Genomic DNA, 17,575 nt, shown 5'->3' with positions numbered 1-17,575 from the left:
GCCAGCCAGAAATTTTTCCCGCTTGGTCATCCTGCCAAGGCAGCCTAGCAGCCCCGGAATGTCCGAGGCCCCCAAAGACGACGTCCGCCTGATCTGGAGCCGCTATTATAGCGCGTTCATTCCCGCGCCCGCCGGCCCTGGCTTGCTCGACCGGCTGAAGGCCGCAAGCGGCGCCATTGGCGGCATCGCCATCACCGGCCTGCTCTGTGGCCTGATGCTGGGCAATGGGCTGGCGCATCCGTTGCTGGTCGCGCCGATGGGGGCATCTGCGGTACTGCTCTTCGCCGTCCCGGCAAGTCCGCTCGCCCAGCCATGGCCTGTCCTGGGTGGCAATGTCATTTCCGCGCTGGTCGGCATTTTCGTGGCCAAGGCTGTGCCCGATCCCACCATTGCCGCCGCGCTGGCGGTGGGCGCAGCCATAGCCATCATGTCGCTGTTACGTTGCCTCCACCCGCCCGGCGGCGCCGTCGCCTTGTCCGCAGCGCTGGGCGCAAAGACTGTGGCGAGCAGCTATATGTTCGCCCTGGTCCCCGTCGGCGTAAATACATTGCTGCTGCTCGTCGTCGCTATCCTCTTCCATCGGGTCACCGGACAGAATTACCCCCATGTCACGCCCAAATCCGTAACGCCCCATGATACGGCCGATCCGCCGCCGCTGCTCCGCGCCGGCCCCAGCCATCAGGACATTACCGATGCGCTCCATGATTTTGGCGACACGTTGGATGTGGACGAACGCGACCTGCATGCCCTGCTCGCCGATGTGGAGTTGCGCGCCGCCGCCAGAATGAAGGGCGCGATCCGCTGCGGCGACATCATGTCACGCGACGTCATCCACGTCGCCGCACATGCCCCCATCCCGCAGGTCCGCGATCTGATGCAGGATCGTGGGCTGCTGTCCCTGCCGGTCCTCAGTGATTCCGGTCGGATAGAGGGCGTCATAGGGGCGCTCGATCTCGCCCGGCCCGGCGCGCAAGCGGCCGACATCGCCCACCGTCCGCTGCTCGTCCATGGCGATACCCCGGTCGCCCGGCTGATCGCGCCGCTCAGCAGCGGTCCCCGACGCGAGGCGATCGTGATCGACGCCGATCACAGGCTGCAAGGCCTGATCACCCAGACCGATCTGCTCGCGCTGCTCCTGCTGCATTCGCCCGATCAGATCGGCGACACATCATCGCGCTGACGCACCACGATTTTTTTGGGATTGCACCTGTCACGCCGCATGACAGGATCATGCCCATGCAGGATGACATGATGGACCTCTCGCGGCTCAACGACAGCGAACGCGAGATATTACGGCTCCTGGCGCAGGGGCATACCGCCAAGAGCGCGGCGGACCTGACTGGCCGGTCCGTCGGATCGGTCAATGAGAGGTTGCGCGACGCCCGGCGCAAGACCGGCGCCAGCAGCAGCCGCGCCCTGTCCCGCGCCTTCGTGGCCCGGGAAAATCGGGACGATTTATCGGGGTCGCCCCCGCCGACCCTGCCACGTCAGACCTGCCCGAAGCGGTCGGACCATCCCGGTCCGCGCTGTTTCGAGGAGTTGCCATGACCATCGCTGCCGCCATCGCCCTGACCGCAGGCGCCTATCTATTCCAGAGCGCGCCCTCTGCGCCGCAATCGCCCGCGCACGAACAGGTCGCCAGCCCCGCAAAGGACGACCCTTTGCTCGCCGGCTCCTTTTTTGGCCCCATGCCTTCGGAACGCTATGCCATGGTGCGTGCGGAAAAGCGGGATGCGCCATGGGCGGACAAGACGGAAAAAGCGCTGATCGCCCGCTACGCCATTTTGCTCGGCAAATATGGCGTCCATCAGCCGGTCCGCGCCCTCTGCGGTAGCAAGAGCTGCGAAATCGCCATGAAACTCGATCTGCCGGTGGATCAGATGGCAAAGCTGACGGAGGCCTTGCAAAGCAAGCAACTGGCGGATTCGCTGGCCAAAATCGGGCTCACGGGAGCAACAGCCAGTTTTGGCGGACCGGACAAGAGCTACGTCCATTCCTCCTACTGGCTGCGCAGCTCTTCGGTCACCGTCGCTCCAGCACAGGCAGGTCAGGCCCCGGAATCGCGGTGATCGCGACATTGGCGAACATCACCAGCCCGGCAAAGATCATCAGGCCGCCGCGCTTGCGGTCACCCTTCTTTGCAATCGCGTAAATCCCGCCCCCGGTCAGCAGCACGCCCGCCAGCATCAAAATGGATAAAATCGTTCCAGCCATGCCGCTTGCCATAGGGATCAAGCTGGATGGTGGCAATTGCCGCCCTCTCCCCCTATGAGGCGCGCAGAAACGAATCACCCTGTCGGTGAAGGGACGCTAGCCCATGAAAATCGCCATCGCTTCCGATCATGCCGCTGTCGATCTGAAGGCGGAACTTGCACAATGGCTGCGCGATGAAGGCCATGAGGTCGATGACCTTGGCCCGGCGACTGCCGATCGCGTCGATTATCCCGATTTTGGTTACAAACTCGCGACGGCCGTTGCATCGGGCGCCGCCCAACGGGGCATCGCGCTCTGCGGCTCCGGCATCGGCATCTCGATCGCGGTCAACCGGAATCCCGCCTGCCGCTGCGCGCTGGTGGGCGAACCGCTGTCGGCCGCCCTGTCGCGCGAACATAATGACGCCAACGTCCTCGCCATGGGCGCACGCCTGACCGGCATCGACATGGCAAAGGCCTGCGTCACCGCTTTCCTTAGCACGCAATTCGGCGGTGGCCGCCATGCCGGCCGCGTCGAAAAGCTCTCCCAACCCGCAATCTGACCCGCGCTCTGAAAGGAAGTTTCGATGAGCACTGACACCCTCGCCCCCGCCATCCGCCAGGACGGCTTCTTCAGCGAATCGCTGGCCAGCGCGGACCCGGAAATCTTCGGCGCGATCGGCAAGGAACTGAAGCGCCAGCAGGACAAGATCGAACTGATCGCGTCCGAAAACATCGTGTCGCAGGCCGTGCTGGAAGCCGCCGGATCGATCTTCACCAACAAATATGCCGAAGGCTATCCGGGCAAGCGCTATTATGGCGGCTGCGAATATGCCGACGTCGTGGAAACCCTCGCCATCGAACGCGCCAAGCAGCTGTTCGGCGCCAACTTCGCCAACGTCCAGCCCAATAGCGGCAGCCAGATGAACCAGGCCGTGTTCCTGGCGCTGCTCCAGCCGGGCGATACCTTCATGGGCCTCGACCTGTCGTCGGGCGGCCACCTGACCCACGGTTCGCCGGTCAACATGTCGGGCAAATGGTTCAACCCGGTCGCTTACGGCGTCCGCCCCGACGATCATCTGATCGACATGGACGAAGTCGCCCGCATTGCCCGCGAGTGCAAGCCCAAGCTGATTATCTGCGGCGGCACCGCCTATTCGCGCGTCTGGGATTTCCCGCGCTTCCGCGAAATCGCCGACGAGGTGGGCGCCTATCTGCTGGCCGACATGTCGCACTTCTCCGGCCTCGTCGCCGGCGGCGCGCATCCCTCGCCGGTGCCCTATGCCCATGTCACCACCACCACGACCCACAAGTCGCTGCGCGGTCCGCGTTCGGGCATCATCCTGTCGAATGACGAGGCGATCGCCAAGAAGCTGAACAGCGCGATCTTCCCCGGCCTTCAGGGCGGCCCGCTGATGCACATCATCGCGGCCAAGGCGGTGGCGTTCAAGGAAGCGCTGACCCCGGAGTTCAAGGCCTACGCCCATCAGATCGTCGCCAACGCCCGCGCGCTGGCCGAAACGCTGGCGGATGCCGGCCTGTCGATCGTGTCGGGCGGCACCGACAATCACCTGCTGCTGGTCGACCTGCGCCCCAAGAACACCACCGGCAAGGCCGCAGAAAAGGCGCTCGATCGCGCCTATATCACCTGCAACAAGAATAACGTCCCGTTCGACACGGCCAGCCCGTTCGTTACTTCGGGCGTGCGCCTGGGTACGCCCGCCGGAACCACCCGCGGCTTCCGTGAGGAAGAATTCCGCGAAATCGGCCGCCTGATCGCCGAAGTCGTGGAAGGCCTGAAGCGCAATGGCGACGAAGGCGACGGCCAGGTCGAACAGCATGTCCGCGAAAAGGTGCTGGGCCTGACGGGTCGTTTCCCAATCTACTGAGGCAAGTCTTGCTTTTAACCGTTCGCCCTGAGTAGGGGCTGAGCTTGTCGAAGACCCGTATCGAAGGGTCTTGCAGAACCTGTCCTTCGATACGCCATTTCGACAAGCTCAATGGCTACTCAGGACGAACGGAGTTGTGAGTTCATGCGCTGCCCCTTCTGCTCCCATGAAGACAGCCAGGTGAAGGACAGCCGGCCGACGGAAGATGGCAATGCCATCCGCCGTCGCCGCCAGTGCGAAGCGTGCGGCGCGCGCTTCACCACCTTCGAGCGCATCCAGCTCCGCGACATCTGGGTCGTGAAGAGCGAAGGCCGCAAGGAAGCGTTCGAGCGCGACAAGCTGGCCCGCTCCATCGGCATCGCCTGCCGCAAGCGACCGATCGATCCCAGCCGCATCGAAAAGCTGATCTCCGGCATCCAGCGCCAGCTCGAAACCAGCGGCGACGGCGAAGTCCCCGCCCGCGCGATCGGCGAAATGGTAATGCAGGGCCTCAAGCGCCTCGACAGCGTCGCCTATATCCGCTTCGCCAGCGTCTATAAGGACTTCACCGACGCCAAGGATTTCGAGGAATTTGCCGGAACGGTGAAGGAAGTCGGGCGGGAGTGATGGGCTAAATAGCTCTTCCCCGTTCGGCCTGAGCGAAGTCGAAGCCCTCTTCCTTCCGCCGTTCGTCCTGAGTAGCCATTGAGCGAAGCCGAAATGGCGTATCGAAGGACCCTGCGATGACGTTCCACGCCTATATGCTGCAATGTGCTGACGGCAGCTATTATGTGGGCCACAGCGACAATCTGGAGCAGCGCATCGCACAGCATCAGTCCGGCGCAATCGCCGGATATACACAGAGCCGCTTGCCCGTATCGCTGGTGTGGAGCCAGGATTTCGGATCAAGGGATGAGGCTCTTTCCGCCGAGCAGCAAATAAAAGGCTGGTCACGAAAAAAGAAGGAAGCGTTGATCGCCGGCGATTGGGACGCAATCAGGCAAGCGGCGCGCAAGTCCTTCGATACGGGGCTTCGACAGGCTCAGCCCCTACTCAGGACGAACGGTGTTGAAATGAAAGACAATAATCCCCTCCCCCCCGTCATCGTTCTGGTCCGCCCACAACTGGGCGAGAATATCGGGAAGGCCGCTCGGGCCATGCTGAATTTCGGGCTGACCGAAATGCGGCTCGTCACGCCGCGCGATGGCTGGCCCAATCCGGATGCCGGCCCGGCAGCGGCCGGCGCGGACTTCATCCTCGACAAGGCGGAAGTGTTCGAAACGCTGGCCGATGCGGTTGCGGACTGCGCTCATGTCTACGCCACTACCGTCCGCAAACGCGGCGTGACCAAGCCCGTCGTCACGCCGGAAGAGGCCGCACGCGAAATCCACACGGCACAGGGCCGCAGCGCCTATGTCTTCGGCCCGGAACGCTCGGGTCTGGAAACCGAAGATGTCGCAGTCGCGCGCAAGATCCTGACCGTTCCCATCAACCCGGAATTCGGATCGCTCAATCTGGCGCAGGCCGTCATCCTGTGCGCCTATGAATGGTCGAAAAATGCCGATCTGGCCCAACCGACCGTCACTGACCTTGGCGAACCCGCCCCGCAGGTGGAACTGGAGGGGATGATCGATCAGCTCAACACGCTGTTGGAGAAGGTCGGCTATTTCTTCCCGCCTGATCGCGCGCCGGCCACCAAGCTGACGCTGCGCAACCTGCTGACCAAGCCGGGCTGGAACCATCTGGAGGTCCGCACGCTACGCGGCGTGCTGTCCCACCTCAACCGCCCACGCGAACGGTAATCATCCCCGCCCGTTCGCCTTGAGGCTGTCGAAGCCCTGCCCTGTTTTTTTCAAGAAGTACAGTCCTTCGACAAGTTCAGGAGGGCCTTGGTCAGCCGATACTCTATACCATTCTTCTGGGTGTCACGACCAAAGATGCCTGGGAAGATCAGGCCAGAGCCGCGCTCGAACTGGGCGAACTGCGCATCATCGTCAGTCAGTAAGGCGTGGATTTTGTACGGCGCGGTGCGGATCGGCGACTTGGGGAAATCGGCAAACTCCATCTTGGTAGCCGTACGATAACGCGGGCGAAGGCCTGATTTGAAGTCCGATCGACGGCGACATAGCGGAAAGCTTTGCCGCCTACAGGAGGCAGTTCGACGATATCTATATGGAAAAAACGAACTCGCGGGCTTTGAACTTCTTGGGCTTCTCCCGGTCCGCTTTGCGCAGGCAACTCCCCCCGCATCGCTGCAGACAGCGATGTAGCGACGATCGCGTCAGATGAAGGTAGATCCGCGCAAATCCATTGATGCGACCGACCAGCGCCGCCGTGTTGGAAGGCGACTCGCGAAGCCCGACTTCGCCATTTATCAATATACCGACGCCTGATCGTCGACGGGCCGAAGGGTCAATCTCGAACGGCAGGCCGAACATATCGACCTGATCTGCGGCAGTCGCCTGATTGATGTTCGTGTCAGGGGCAAGGCCAGCACTCAGGCTTTCAAATACCGCCGACTGGCCCTGATGCTGCGCAGGGCGGTATCGACTCTGGCTACGACTGCCGGGGGCGGATTGTCGCCAGCGCACGACGTAACTCCCGTCCGGCTGCACCATAATGTCTGATGGCTGCAACGGCGCGACCATGTTCAAGCCTGATGCGTGTGATGTTGGGCTGATCTTCGATCAGCCTTGGCCGTATTTTCTCGGCCTTGCTGGCCTGCCCGAGGTCGTTGAGGAGAACCGCACACGCAAAAGCTATTTCCAGGCGTTCTCGATCCTGCTCCGCCATGTTGTCGAGGAGACGCAGGGATCGGCGAGCAGGCCAGCCGCAGATATTTGTTCGGCTATTGCGAGAACGCCTTGCCAGCCAGTCTGTCGTGCAGCCAACACGCCTTCAGGCTCAGCAGCCTGGGCCATCGAGCCTGATACGACAATCGCAAAAATGCAAGGGACGCGAACGAAAATCTTACTGCCCCGCTACAAACACGCCGCTTGCCTGCTCGCCCCCCCGACTGACGGAGAAGGTACCGCCGGTTTCCGTCGCTGCCGGGCCAAAGAAGCCGCCATTGAACGCGCCCTAAAAGCCGCCCGTTCCAACCAGCGAGCCTGCACAGCTTGCATCGGCGCGACTTATGCTCGCCGTGCCCGAACGCGCATCCATGGCGACCGTCACCCCGGTTTCTCGGTCCGTGCCGGTGGCAGTCAGAGTTCCAGTTACGCTGTCGTCGGCAAAATCGGCTTTGAGAGCGCTGGTGCCCGACAGACGATAGCTTGTTCGCTGCGGTCCACAATCCATCCAGCGTGCCGCTGTAGCGGGCTGTTCCACTGGCCGGCAACTGGCTCGCTGTCGTGCGTAAACCACAGACGAACATGGCCCAGCGTTCGAGGTCATTATTGCCTGCCTGGCCGATATCCCGTTCCCACAGGCCATAGCTCAGATAGGAGAGGCTGGTGCCACTATTGGCGCTTCCAATCCGGCGCAACAGCAACGTCGTATCGTCGCCATTGGATGCGTCGTCCCTTCAACCTTAGGAGTTAGAGCCTGCGGCAAGCATGGGGCGGTTCAGCGGCTCATATGCTGGGCAAAGATAAAGTAACGAGCGTCGAGCGATCGATGCTTGACGCGATATGCAAGCCAAGAAAGAATGACGTGCAATAGCATGGCTTGAAAATGGGTCGCACATTTCGGAGCTTATCCTCGATGCTGACACCCGGCGATCCCGTTCCTGCCTTTCATGTTCGCAGCCTTTCCAACCCGCGCTATGCCTTTGGCAGCGCGGCGGGCCGCTATATCGCCGTCACCTTTCTGGCGAGTTCGGCCGCGCCCGGCGCCGCATCCTTCTTTCGGCAGATACATGACGCTGTCGGGCCGTTCGACGATGAATTTGCCTGCGCCTTCATCGTCACCAACGATCCGCGCGATCAGCAATCGCCCCTGTTTCAGGAGCGCTATCCGGGGCTGCGCATCTTTCTGGATCTGGACCGGAAGATGGCCGAATTGTTCGGATGTGCCGGGAAAGGCGCGGACGGATCGCCATCGATCAGCCTGACGACATGGATACTCGATCCGGGCATGCGCGTGATCCAGACCATCCCCATCACCGACATGGCCACCCATCATGCGCAAATTTTCGCGGCCATGGAAAAGCTGACGCCCGTGAGCGCCAACAGGGATAGCTGGGCGCCGGTGCTGGCGGTGCCCCATATCTTCGAACCGGCGCTGTGCCGCGATCTGATGGCCTATGCCGACAGTCAGGGGCTGGAGGAAAGCGGCTATATGAACACCGATCCCGTCACCGGCGGCACGGTGCTGAAGGTCGATCATCGCCATAAAAGGCGCACCGATTGCGGGATTGAGGACCGGGCGTTGCGCGATGCGGTGCAGGCCCGCATCCACCGCAGACTGGTGCCGCAGGTGCAGCGGGCCTTCCAGTTCACGGCCACGCGGATAGAGCGGCATATCATCTGTTGCTATGATGCCGGGACGGGCGGCTATTTCCGGCCGCATACCGACAATAGTACGCTAGGCACGGCGCACCGCCGCTTTGCCGTTTCTATAGGCCTGAATGCCGAGGACTATGAGGGCGGCGACCTGCGCTTCCCTGAATTTGGTCCGCGCACCTATCGACCGACGACCGGCGGGGCGATCGTCTTTTCCTGTTCGCTGCTGCATGAAGCGCTGCCGGTGACGAAAGGTCGTCGGTTCGCGGTGCTGCCCTTCCTCTATGATGAGGCGGCGGCCAAGGTGCGGCTGGATAATGCGCGGCACCTGAGCGACCCGAACTTGCGTGACAGCGTGCTGCAATCGATCGGCGCGCTGGTGGACGAATAGTCGAAGCCGGTCTGATCGCCCTTTCGCCAAGGGATGACAAAGGCTGTGCGCTCTGGCATCGGCCGGTCATCACAGCAGGATGACGGGACGGACATGACAAGCATCGGCATTTTCGGCGCGGCGGGCCGCATGGGACGGGCGATCGCCCAGGTGGCGGCCGAAGCGGGCCTGCCGATTGCGGGTGGCTCCGATCATAATGGCGGCGGCGAAATCGCGCCCGGCATCGCGATCGGCAGCGATCCGCTGGCCTTGGCCGAAGCGAGCGACGTGCTGATCGACTTTTCCGTGCCCGGCGCCCTTTCGGCGCATCTGGATGCCTGTATCGCGGCGCGCAAGCCGATCCTGATCGGCACCACCGGGCTGGAAGCGGTGCATCATGCCCTGATCGACGAGGCGGCGCGGGTGATCCCGGTGCTTCAGACGGGCAATACCTCGCTGGGCGTCAACCTGCTCGCGGCGCTGGTGGAGAAGGCAGCAGCGGGTCTGGGCGACGATTGGGACATTGAGATCGTCGAGATGCACCATCGGCACAAGGTGGATGCGCCATCGGGCACCGCCCTGCTGCTGGGCGAAGCGGCTGCGCGCGGGCGTGGGATCGCGCTGGCTGAGCATAGCGAGCGCGGGCGCGACGGCATCACCGGCGCACGGGCGAAGGGCGCGATCGGCTTTGCCGCGCTGCGTGGCGGGTCGGTTCCAGGGGATCATCAGGTGATCTTCGCGGCGGAAGGCGAACGGATCGAGATCGGTCATCGCGCGGAGAACCGCGTCATCTTCGCGCGCGGCGCGGTGAAGGGTGCGCGCTGGCTGGCCGGGCAGCCGGCCGGGCGTTACGATATGAAGGGCGTATTGGGCCTGTAAAATGAACAAGGCCCAGATCTTCGATTTTTTCAGTCGGCTGGCGGAGGCCAATCCTGCGCCGGAGACGGAACTGGAATATGGCAATCCCTACCAATTGCTGGTCGCGGTGACGCTGTCCGCGCAGGCGACGGACGTCGGCGTGAACAAGGCGACCCGCGCGCTGTTCCGTGAGGTGACGACGCCGCAGCAGATGGTCGATCTGGGCGAGGAAGGGCTGAAACAGCACATCAAGACGATCGGGCTGTTCAATACCAAGGCGAAGAATGTCATCGGCCTCTCCGAGATACTGGTCCGCGACTTCGGCGGGGAAGTGCCGCAGGATCGCGACACGCTGACCACCCTGCCCGGCGTCGGGCGCAAGACCGCCAATGTCGTGGTCAACACTGCCTTCGGGCAGGAAACATTCGCGGTCGACACCCATATCTTCCGCGTCGGTAACCGCACCGGACTGGCGCCGGGCAAGACGGTGCTGGCGGTCGAGGAGAAGCTGGAGAAGCGCGTCCCCGCCCCATTCCGCCGCGACGCGCATCACTGGCTGATCCTGCATGGCCGCTATGTGTGCAAGGCGCGCAAACCCGAATGCTGGCGCTGCATCGTGCCCGACCTGTGCCGGTTCAAGCCGAAGACACCAGCCCCCTCGGCATCCAAAGCCGCCTGAACGGGCAGATCCGTTTTCGTGCGGTTAAGCTGATCAGAGCTATCAAAAGACGGAAGCCCCCGATGCGTGCCGTCGATTCGGTACGATATGAGGAGAGAGACATGATCGTTCGCCGTCCTATTCGTTCTGTGCTGGCCGTCCGTTTCGCGCTGGGCCTTGGTCTGGCCTGCCTTGCCTTCCCCGCCATCGCCAAGGACAAGCCTGCCGATCCCTATGTCGCCGTGGGCAAGCCGGTGGACTGCATCCAGATCCGCTCCATTCAATCGACCAATGTCCGCGACGACAGCACGATCGATTTTGTGATGAACGGCAAGAAGCTGTATCGCAACACCCTGCCCAACAGTTGTCCCAGCCTGGGCTTCGAAAAGCGCTTTTCCTATCGCACCAGCCTGTCGCAGCTTTGCTCGGTCGATATCATCACCGTGCTGTGGAACGCGGGCCCCGGACTGCAACCGGGCGCGAGCTGCGGACTGGGTAAATTCCAGCCGATGGAAAAACCCGCCAAATAAGATTGGCCGCAAGCCAATTTGACGCTGGCGCGGGGCAAAGGACTTTGCTAACCGCGCTTCCTGACCAGCGTCATGCACCCATAGCTCAGCTGGATAGAGCGTTGCCCTCCGAAGGCAAAGGCCAGTGGTTCGAATCCACTTGGGTGCACCATTTTTCAATGACTTAAGTTCAATTCCCGTTTCCTTACAATCGCACCGGATGGCGCTGCTATAGCAGCCGCCCACGGCTTTGTTCGAAATCGAGCAGCCAGCGTTTCACCTCCACACCGCCAGCGAAGCCGGTGAGCGCGCCATTGGTGCCGACGACGCGATGGCAGGGCGCGATGATCGAGATGGGGTTGCGGCCATTGGCGGCGCCGACGGCCCGGCTGGCGGTGGGGTGTCCGATAAGGCGGGCAATATCGCCATAGCTGCGCGTTTCGCCGAAGGGGATGGTGCAAAGCGCCGCCCAGACTTTTTGCTGAAAATCGGTGCCGCGAAAATCGAGCGGAACGGTGAAATCTTGCAGCGTGCCTGCAAAATAAGCGGTCAGTTGCTGCGCCGTCTGCGCCAGCATCGGATGATCGGGGCGTTCTTCACGCGAACTCAAGCGAACGCGAGCGGGATCGTCCTCTTCCCACAATATCGCCACCAGCCCCTTCTCACTGGCAACCAGCGTCAGGGCGCCGACGGGCGACGGGAAAAGGACTTCGACGAGGGACATGGAAAAATCTCCGCTACTCACCCTTTGGCGAATAGCGGAGATTTTCGGCCAAGGCTTCCCCCGGCTTGCTTTCAAAGTCTGTGGACGCCCTATTTCAGGCCGCCACCCATCGCCCGATAGAGTTCGACCATGTTGGTCGCGCGGGTCAGGCGCGTGGCGACCAGGCTCTGTTCGGCGCTATAGAGCGACCGCTGCGAATCCAGCGTCGTCAGGAAGCTGTCCACACCCGCGCGGAAGCGAGCTTCCGACAGCGTGTAGGCGACTTGCGCCGAATCCCGCTGCGACGTCTGCGCCTCAAGCTGCTGCGTCATCGTGCCGCGACGGGCCAGCGCATCGGCGACTTCGCGGAAACCGGTCTGCACACTCTTTTCATAGGTAGCGAGCATCGCGTCATAGGTTGCCCTGGCATAGCGCAGATTGCCCTTGTTCCGGCCGAAGTCGAAAATGGGCAGGGTCGCGCTGGGCGCCACCGACCATGTGTCGCTGCCCGATTTGAACAGGCCGGACAGGCCAAGGCTGACCGTTCCCAGCGCCGCCGTCAGCGAAATGGTCGGGAAGAAAGCCGCCCGCGCCGCACCGATATTGGCATTGGCGCCACGCAGATTATGCTCTGCCGAAGCGATGTCCGGACGACGCAGCAAGATGTCGGACGAGATATTCGCCGGTAGATTGTCGAGCGTTGCGTCCTTCTGGTCCAGCGCATTGGGCAGGTCGGCGGCGGGGACGGTCGTCCCGGCCAGCAGGTTGAGCGCATTCTGATCCTGCGCAACCAGCGTCGTGGCCGCCGCGATATCCGAACGCGCGCCATCATAGCTGGTCTGCGCCTGACGCACTTCCAGTTCGGAAGCGACACCCTTGGCAAAGCGCGCCTTGTTCAGTTCCAGAGTCTTGCCGAAAGCCTGTTCCAGATCGCGCGCGATGCGGAGCCGTTCCTGATCCGCTGCCATGGTGAGCCAGGCATTGGCGGTTTCGGCGATAAGCGCGGTCTGCGCCGCGTTGCGGGTTTCGACGCTGGCGAAATATTGCTCCTGCGCCGCCTTGGTCAGGTTGCGGACCCGGCCGAACAGGTCGATTTCCCACGAGGAAATGCCAAGCTGTGCCTGATAGACATCGGTGTTGAGCCTTTGGCTCTGGCCGAACTGGACGAGCGGCTGTTCCGAATAGGTCGCCGTGCCGGTGCCTGCCACGGTCGGCAGCAGGTCAGCGCGCTGCACCTTATATTGCGCCCGCGCCTGTTCGACATTGGCGAGCGCAATCCGCAGGTCGCGATTATTGGCGAGCGCGGTTTCGATCACCCGCGCCAGACGGGCGTCGGTGAAGAAATCGCGCCAGGCGGTGTCGGCAGGGACGATCGCCCCTGCCCCGTCATTGGCAGCATAAGCATCACCCTGCGGCGTGCCGGCCGGAACCGGCAGGTCCGGCCGCACATATTTGGGCGCCATATCGCAGGCGGCCAGCGCCAGCGAGAGAGTGATGGCGCCCAGCGCTTTCATGTTGCGCATGGTCTTCAAGCCTCCTGCGGCGCGTGCGGCGTTGCCGTATCGTTGGCCGCTTCATGGTTCTTATGTTCGCGGAACAGCCGCTTTACGACGGTGAAGAAGACGGGGACGAAGAAGACCGCCAGCACCGTGGCCGACAACATGCCGCCCACGACCGCCCAGCCGATCGCATTCTGACCGCCCGCCCCTGCGCCCTTCGACAGGGCCAGCGGCAACACGCCGAAGATGAAGGCGAAGCTGGTCATCAGGATCGGCCGCAGACGCAGCTTGCCCGCTTCCAGTGCCGCCTGTGCCGGGGCCATGCCTTCGCGCATCTTTTCCTCGGCGAATTCGACGATCAGGATCGCATTCTTCGCCGACACGCCGATCGTGGTGATCAGGCCGACCTGAAGATAGATGTCGTTGCTGAGGCCCGCGAGCCGCGCAGCGATCACCGCACCCAATACGCCCAGAGGCACCACCAGCATGACCGCGATCGGGACCGACCAGCTTTCATACAAAGCCGCAAGGCAGAGGAAGACGATCAGCATCGAAAGAGCATAGACATAGGGCGCCTGTCCGCCGGACGTCTTTTCCTCATAGGAAATGCCGTTCCAGCTATAGCCGACCCCGGCCGGCAGCTTGGCGGCAAACTCCTCCATCACCTGCATCGCCGTGCCGCTCGACACGCCCGGCGCAGGCGCACCCTGAATATTCATCGACGGGACGCCGTTGAAGCGCTCCAGACGGGCCGGACCCTGTATCCACTCGGTCGTGGAGAAGGCTGACAGAGGCGCCATGGTGCCGGTGCTGCCACGCACATGGAAGGCGTTGATCGCGTCAGGCGACATGCGGAACGGAGCATCCGCCTGTACATAGACTCGCTTCACGCGATCACGATCGATGAAGTCGTTGATGTAAGACCCACCCAGATTGGTGCTGATCGTATCATTGACGTCCGACTGAGCGATGCCCAATGCGCCGGCCGCCGACTGATCGACGTTCAGCTTCAATTGCGGCGTGTCTTCAAGGCCGTTGGGACGGACCTGCGCCAGACGCTTGTCTGCCATCGCCATGCCGAGCAGCTGGTTGCGCGCCGCCAGCAGCTTTTCATGACCCAGATTGGCCTGATCGAGCAACTGGAAGTCGAAGCCGGACGCATTGCCCAGTTCCTGCACCGCTGGCGGCACGAAGGCGAAGGCCATGCCCGCCTTGATCTTCTGGAACGCCATATTGGCGCGCAGCGCGATCGCGGGGACGCGATTATCCGTACCCTTGCGATGCTCCCAGTCTTTCATGCGGACGAAGACGATACCGACATTCTGACCCTGTCCGACGAAGCCGAAGCCCGCGACCGTGAACACGGCGGAGACATTCTGCTTTTCATCGACCAGATAATGATCGCGCATCTTGGCCAGCGTGCGCTCGGTTTCCTCCATCGTTGTTCCGGCCGGCAGAGACACCTGGTTGATGATCATGCCCTGATCTTCATCCGGCAGGAAGCCGCTGGGCAAACGCAGGAAGATGAAGGCCATGCCGACCACGATCAGGCCGTAGACCAGCATGGTGCGGCCCCAGCGATGCTCGACCTTCTCCACGCCCTTGCCATAGCGCACCACGCCCTTGTCGAAGGTCCGGTTGAACCAGTCGAAAAAGCGGCCGAAGACCGAACCGATCGGTCCGTTCCAGCTATGGCCATGCGATGCCGGCTTCAGGATCGTGGCACAAAGCGCCGGGGTCAGCACCAGTGCAACCAGCACCGACAGGATCATCGAGGAGACGATCGTGATCGAGAACTGGCGGAAGATGACGCCGGTCGACCCGCCGAAGAAGGCCATCGGCAGGAACACCGCCGACAGGACGAGGCCGATACCGATCAGCGCCCCGCTGATTTCGTCCATCGACTTGCGCGCGGCTTCCTTAGGACTGAGCCCTTCATCCTGGATCAGACGTTCGACATTTTCCACGACGACGATCGCGTCGTCGACCAGCAGGCCGATGGCCAGCACCATACCGAACAAAGTGAGCGTGTTGATGGTGAAGCCCGCGGCACTCAGGATCGCGAGCGCCCCCAGCAACACCACAGGAACAGCGATGGTCGGGATCAGCGTCGCGCGCCAGTTCTGAAGGAACAGGAACATGACGACGAAGACCAACAGCACCGCTTCGAACAGGGTATGGATGACCTGTTCGACCGACAGCTTCACGAAGGTCGAGTTATCGACCGGGAAGTCATATTTCACCCAGCTAGGGAAATTCTTCGACAACTGGTCGACGCGGCTCTTCACTGCCTCCACCGTGTCGAGCGCATTGGCGCCCGGTGCCAGCTTCACGCCAAAGCCTGATGCCGGATGGCCGTTGAACTTCACGCCAAAGCCATAGGTTTCCGCGCCGAGTTCGACCCGGGCGACGTCGGACATCAGCACCACCGAACCGTCGCTGTTGCTACGCAGGCGGATGTTGCGGAATTCCTCCGGCGTGCGCAGGCGCGACTGGGCGGTGACGGTCGCATTGAGCGCCTGCCCCTTGATCGAGGGCGAACCACCGATCTGGCCAGCGGAAACCTGCGCATTTTGCGCTGTGATGGCCGACTTCACATCGCCGGTGGTGACGCCCAGATTGGCCATCTTATAAGGGTCGAGCCAGATGCGCATCGCATATTGCGAACCGAACAACTGGGTATCGCCCACGCCGGTCACGCGGCTCAGCGGGTCCTGAAGGCTCGACGCGATGAAATCGCTGGCATCTTCCTGATCATGAATGCCGTCATCCGAATAGACGGCCATGATGAGGAGGAAGCTGGACGTCGACTTGCCGACGCGCAAACCCTGCTGCTGCACTTCCTGCGGCAGCAGCGGGGTCGCCTGCGACAGCTTGTTCTGCACCTGCACCTGCGCGATGTCAGGGTCCGTCCCCTGTTCGAACGTCAGGGTGATGTTGAGATTGCCCGACCCGTCGCTGGTGGACGAGAAATAGCGCAGATTATCGATGCCCTTGAGCTGTTGCTCGATGATCTGTGTGGTGGTGCTTTCCAGCGTCTGGGCGTTGGCGCCCGGATAGCTGGTCTGGATCGTCACCGCCGGCGGGGCGATTTCCGGGAACTGCGCGACCGGCAGCGACCGGATCGCGAGCAGGCCCGCCAGCATGATGACGATGGCGATGACCCATGCGAAGATGGGCCTGTCGATAAAATAGCGGGCCATGGCTTAGTTCGCCCCGCCCTGAGCAGCAGCTGCGGTTGCAGTCACCTGCTGCGGCGCGCCGGGCGTAACGACGGTGCCGGGGCGTAGGTTCAGCAGACCTTCCACGATCAGCTTGTCGCCTGCCTTCAGCCCCTTGGTCACGATCCACTTGTCGCCGACGGCGCGGTCGACCTCGACCTGACGCATTTCGGCCTTGTTATCCTTGCCCAGCACCATTGCCGTGGCACGACCACGCGCGTCACGCGTAATGCCCTGCTGCGGAGCGAGGATCGCCTGGCTCCGCTGGCCTTCCACCATCTTCGCACGGACATACATGCCCGGAAGCAGCAATCCGTCGGGATTGGGGAAGGTCGCACGCAGGGTCACGGCGCCGGAGGTCGAGTCGACCGTGACTTCGGCGAACTGCAACCGGCCCTCGATCGGATATTCGCTGCCATTGGGCAGGATCAGGCGGATACGCACGCCGTTCGCGTCGCTGACACCGCCAGCCTTGATCGCCTGCTTGAGGTCGATGATCTGGGCCGCCGACTGAGTCACGTCGACATAGACGGTGTCGGTACGCTGGATGGTGGTGAGCGGATCGGTCTGGCCGCTCTGGACCAGGGCACCCGGCGTGAAGAGCGAGCGGCTGATACGACCGGAAATCGGCGCGCGGATACGGGTGAAGTTCTGGTTCACCTGCGCGGCCTGCACCGATCCCTGACTGGCGGCGACATCGGCGCGCGCCTGCTGGGCGGCAGCATCTGCGTCATCATATTCCTGCTTGCTGACCGCATTGATCGCAGCCAGATCCTTGTAGCGCTGCGCCTGCAAACCGGTGGAGCGGATGGCCGCCTTCGCCTTTGCCAACGAACCCTGGGCCTGCGCCAGCGCGGCGCGATAGGGCGCGTCATCGATTTCGTAGAGCATCTGCCCGGCCTGAACGAAACCGCCCTCCTGGAACAGGCGGCGGCGGATGATGCCGCTGATCTGCGGGCGAACTTCCGCCGTTTCGAAGGCCGAGATGCGGCCCGGCAGTTCGTTGAGCAGCGGCGCCGATTCGACCTTCAGCGTCACGACACCCACGGCGGGCGGCTGGGGCGCGGGCGGCTGACCGCCCCCGCACGCGCTCAGCGTCAGCGCCGACGCGCACGCCAGCAGCCCGATGATTGTCCCCTTTTGCATCGTCTGAATTCCGTTTCGAAGTGGATCATGATTTCGGAATGAACGTTCATTCCGCTTGCCGGGCAGGTATGATCATGGCAGAGCGAATTCAAGAGGCAAAAAACGC

At 62.6% G+C, this 17,575-nt stretch carries 16 protein-coding genes, 1 tRNA gene and 1 pseudogene; 12 read left to right on the top strand and 6 right to left on the bottom strand.

Annotated features, from left to right (window positions below):
- The first annotated feature begins 58 nt into the window (after positions 1-58).
- The 3 genes from BMY84_RS16590 to BMY84_RS16580 are packed head-to-tail and all read left to right on the top strand — an operon-like array spanning position 59 to position 2,069.
- Positions 59-1,180, top strand: a complete 1,122-nt coding sequence (locus BMY84_RS16590) for an HPP family protein (protein ID WP_093085319.1) — start codon at positions 59-61, stop codon at positions 1,178-1,180.
- Between the two features lie 56 nt (positions 1,181-1,236).
- Positions 1,237-1,548 carry a helix-turn-helix domain-containing protein gene (locus BMY84_RS16585; protein WP_093085318.1) on the top strand — a complete coding sequence of 104 codons (312 nt, stop codon included), beginning with the start codon at positions 1,237-1,239 and terminating at the stop codon, positions 1,546-1,548.
- The gene (locus tag BMY84_RS16580) at positions 1,545-2,069 is read left to right on the top strand and encodes a hypothetical protein (protein ID WP_093085316.1); all 525 of its coding nucleotides are present in this window, start codon (positions 1,545-1,547) and stop codon (positions 2,067-2,069) included. Before BMY84_RS16585 ends, BMY84_RS16580 begins: the two co-directional genes overlap by 4 nt.
- Here BMY84_RS16580 and BMY84_RS16575 read toward each other — a convergent pair.
- Complete coding sequence (locus BMY84_RS16575; protein WP_093085449.1) at positions 2,023-2,214, bottom strand: hypothetical protein; 192 nt, start codon at positions 2,212-2,214, stop codon at positions 2,023-2,025. The genes BMY84_RS16580 and BMY84_RS16575 overlap by 47 nt on opposite strands.
- Positions 2,215-2,317: 103 nt before the next feature.
- On the opposite strand from BMY84_RS16575, the gene rpiB reads away from it, so the two are divergent.
- The 4 genes from rpiB to BMY84_RS16555 all read left to right on the top strand — a co-directional run bounded on the left by rpiB (position 2,318) and on the right by BMY84_RS16555 (position 5,862).
- Complete coding sequence (rpiB, locus tag BMY84_RS16570) at positions 2,318-2,755, top strand: ribose 5-phosphate isomerase B (RefSeq protein WP_093085315.1); 438 nt, start codon at positions 2,318-2,320, stop codon at positions 2,753-2,755.
- A gap of 24 nt (positions 2,756-2,779) precedes the next feature.
- Positions 2,780-4,081: a serine hydroxymethyltransferase gene (glyA, locus tag BMY84_RS16565; protein WP_093085313.1), complete on the top strand. Its 1,302-nt coding sequence runs from the start codon at positions 2,780-2,782 to the stop codon at positions 4,079-4,081.
- A gap of 144 nt (positions 4,082-4,225) precedes the next feature.
- Positions 4,226-4,687, top strand: coding sequence for a transcriptional regulator NrdR (gene nrdR / locus BMY84_RS16560; protein ID WP_093015249.1), 462 nt, complete (start codon positions 4,226-4,228; stop codon positions 4,685-4,687).
- A 116-nt stretch (positions 4,688-4,803) separates the two neighbouring features.
- Entirely contained in the window at positions 4,804-5,862 is a 1,059-nt protein-coding gene (locus BMY84_RS16555) for a TrmH family RNA methyltransferase (protein ID WP_093085312.1), read from the top strand.
- Positions 5,863-5,948: 86 nt separating this feature from the next.
- Here BMY84_RS16555 and BMY84_RS30480 read toward each other — a convergent pair.
- Positions 5,949-6,345 (bottom strand): annotated as a pseudogene (locus BMY84_RS30480) (IS481 family transposase); the annotation flags it as partial.
- Between the two features lie 1,420 nt (positions 6,346-7,765).
- Between BMY84_RS30480 and BMY84_RS16540 the strand changes: the two are divergent.
- From BMY84_RS16540 to BMY84_RS16520, 5 genes are all read left to right on the top strand, one after another.
- On the top strand, positions 7,766-8,896 hold the full coding sequence (locus tag BMY84_RS16540) for a 2OG-Fe(II) oxygenase family protein (RefSeq protein WP_093085307.1): 1,131 nt from the start codon (positions 7,766-7,768) through the stop codon (positions 8,894-8,896).
- Between the two features lie 93 nt (positions 8,897-8,989).
- A complete protein-coding gene (gene dapB, locus BMY84_RS16535) occupies positions 8,990-9,754 on the top strand; it encodes a 4-hydroxy-tetrahydrodipicolinate reductase (protein WP_093085306.1) in 765 nt (254 codons plus the stop codon).
- Between the two features lies 1 nt (position 9,755).
- Entirely contained in the window at positions 9,756-10,412 is a 657-nt protein-coding gene (gene nth, locus BMY84_RS16530) for an endonuclease III (protein ID WP_093085304.1), read from the top strand.
- A 101-nt stretch (positions 10,413-10,513) separates the two neighbouring features.
- Positions 10,514-10,921 (top strand): hypothetical protein, encoded by a 408-nt coding sequence (locus BMY84_RS16525; protein ID WP_093085303.1) that lies wholly within the window; start codon positions 10,514-10,516, stop codon positions 10,919-10,921.
- Between the two features lie 74 nt (positions 10,922-10,995).
- A tRNA-Arg gene (locus tag BMY84_RS16520) sits at positions 10,996-11,072 on the top strand.
- Between the two features lie 57 nt (positions 11,073-11,129).
- Here BMY84_RS16520 and BMY84_RS16515 read toward each other — a convergent pair.
- From BMY84_RS16515 to BMY84_RS16500, 4 genes are all read right to left on the bottom strand, one after another.
- On the bottom strand, positions 11,130-11,624 hold the full coding sequence (locus BMY84_RS16515; protein ID WP_093085301.1) for a methylated-DNA--[protein]-cysteine S-methyltransferase: 495 nt from the start codon (positions 11,622-11,624) through the stop codon (positions 11,130-11,132).
- A gap of 89 nt (positions 11,625-11,713) precedes the next feature.
- Positions 11,714-13,126: an efflux transporter outer membrane subunit gene (locus BMY84_RS16510; RefSeq protein WP_093085447.1), complete on the bottom strand. Its 1,413-nt coding sequence runs from the start codon at positions 13,124-13,126 to the stop codon at positions 11,714-11,716.
- Positions 13,127-13,131: 5 nt separating this feature from the next.
- Entirely contained in the window at positions 13,132-16,305 is a 3,174-nt protein-coding gene (locus tag BMY84_RS16505) for an efflux RND transporter permease subunit (protein WP_093085300.1), read from the bottom strand.
- 3 nt (positions 16,306-16,308) lie between these two features.
- Positions 16,309-17,469 carry an efflux RND transporter periplasmic adaptor subunit gene (locus tag BMY84_RS16500; protein WP_093085298.1) on the bottom strand — a complete coding sequence of 387 codons (1,161 nt, stop codon included), beginning with the start codon at positions 17,467-17,469 and terminating at the stop codon, positions 16,309-16,311.
- Between the last annotated feature and the right edge of the window lie 106 nt (positions 17,470-17,575).

Source organism: Sphingobium sp. AP50 (genome assembly GCF_900109095.1).
Taxonomy (GTDB): Bacteria; Pseudomonadota; Alphaproteobacteria; order Sphingomonadales; family Sphingomonadaceae; genus Sphingobium.
The sequence above is the reverse complement of the archived record's forward strand: the minus strand, read 5'-3'. Positions and strand labels throughout refer to the sequence as shown.

What these genes read in the sequence shown, in the direction of transcription:
- BMY84_RS16525 (WP_093085303.1), top strand. Translation starts at nt 10,514, where the DNA reads ATGATCGTTCGCCGTCCTATTCGTTCTGTGCTGGCCGTCCGTTTCGCG.
- BMY84_RS16540 (WP_093085307.1), top strand. Translation starts at nt 7,766, where the DNA reads ATGCTGACACCCGGCGATCCCGTTCCTGCCTTTCATGTTCGCAGCCTT.
- BMY84_RS16575 (WP_093085449.1), bottom strand. Translation starts at nt 2,214, where the DNA reads ATGGCTGGAACGATTTTATCCATTTTGATGCTGGCGGGCGTGCTGCTG.
- BMY84_RS16515 (WP_093085301.1), bottom strand. Translation starts at nt 11,624, where the DNA reads ATGTCCCTCGTCGAAGTCCTTTTCCCGTCGCCCGTCGGCGCCCTGACG.
- dapB (WP_093085306.1), top strand. Translation starts at nt 8,990, where the DNA reads ATGACAAGCATCGGCATTTTCGGCGCGGCGGGCCGCATGGGACGGGCG.
- BMY84_RS16555 (WP_093085312.1), top strand. Translation starts at nt 4,804, where the DNA reads ATGACGTTCCACGCCTATATGCTGCAATGTGCTGACGGCAGCTATTAT.
- nth (WP_093085304.1), top strand. Translation starts at nt 9,756, where the DNA reads ATGAACAAGGCCCAGATCTTCGATTTTTTCAGTCGGCTGGCGGAGGCC.
- nrdR (WP_093015249.1), top strand. Translation starts at nt 4,226, where the DNA reads ATGCGCTGCCCCTTCTGCTCCCATGAAGACAGCCAGGTGAAGGACAGC.
- BMY84_RS16510 (WP_093085447.1), bottom strand. Translation starts at nt 13,126, where the DNA reads ATGCGCAACATGAAAGCGCTGGGCGCCATCACTCTCTCGCTGGCGCTG.
- rpiB (WP_093085315.1), top strand. Translation starts at nt 2,318, where the DNA reads ATGAAAATCGCCATCGCTTCCGATCATGCCGCTGTCGATCTGAAGGCG.
- BMY84_RS16585 (WP_093085318.1), top strand. Translation starts at nt 1,237, where the DNA reads ATGCAGGATGACATGATGGACCTCTCGCGGCTCAACGACAGCGAACGC.
- BMY84_RS16590 (WP_093085319.1), top strand. Translation starts at nt 59, where the DNA reads ATGTCCGAGGCCCCCAAAGACGACGTCCGCCTGATCTGGAGCCGCTAT.
- BMY84_RS16500 (WP_093085298.1), bottom strand. Translation starts at nt 17,469, where the DNA reads ATGCAAAAGGGGACAATCATCGGGCTGCTGGCGTGCGCGTCGGCGCTG.
- BMY84_RS16580 (WP_093085316.1), top strand. Translation starts at nt 1,545, where the DNA reads ATGACCATCGCTGCCGCCATCGCCCTGACCGCAGGCGCCTATCTATTC.
- BMY84_RS16505 (WP_093085300.1), bottom strand. Translation starts at nt 16,305, where the DNA reads ATGGCCCGCTATTTTATCGACAGGCCCATCTTCGCATGGGTCATCGCC.
- glyA (WP_093085313.1), top strand. Translation starts at nt 2,780, where the DNA reads ATGAGCACTGACACCCTCGCCCCCGCCATCCGCCAGGACGGCTTCTTC.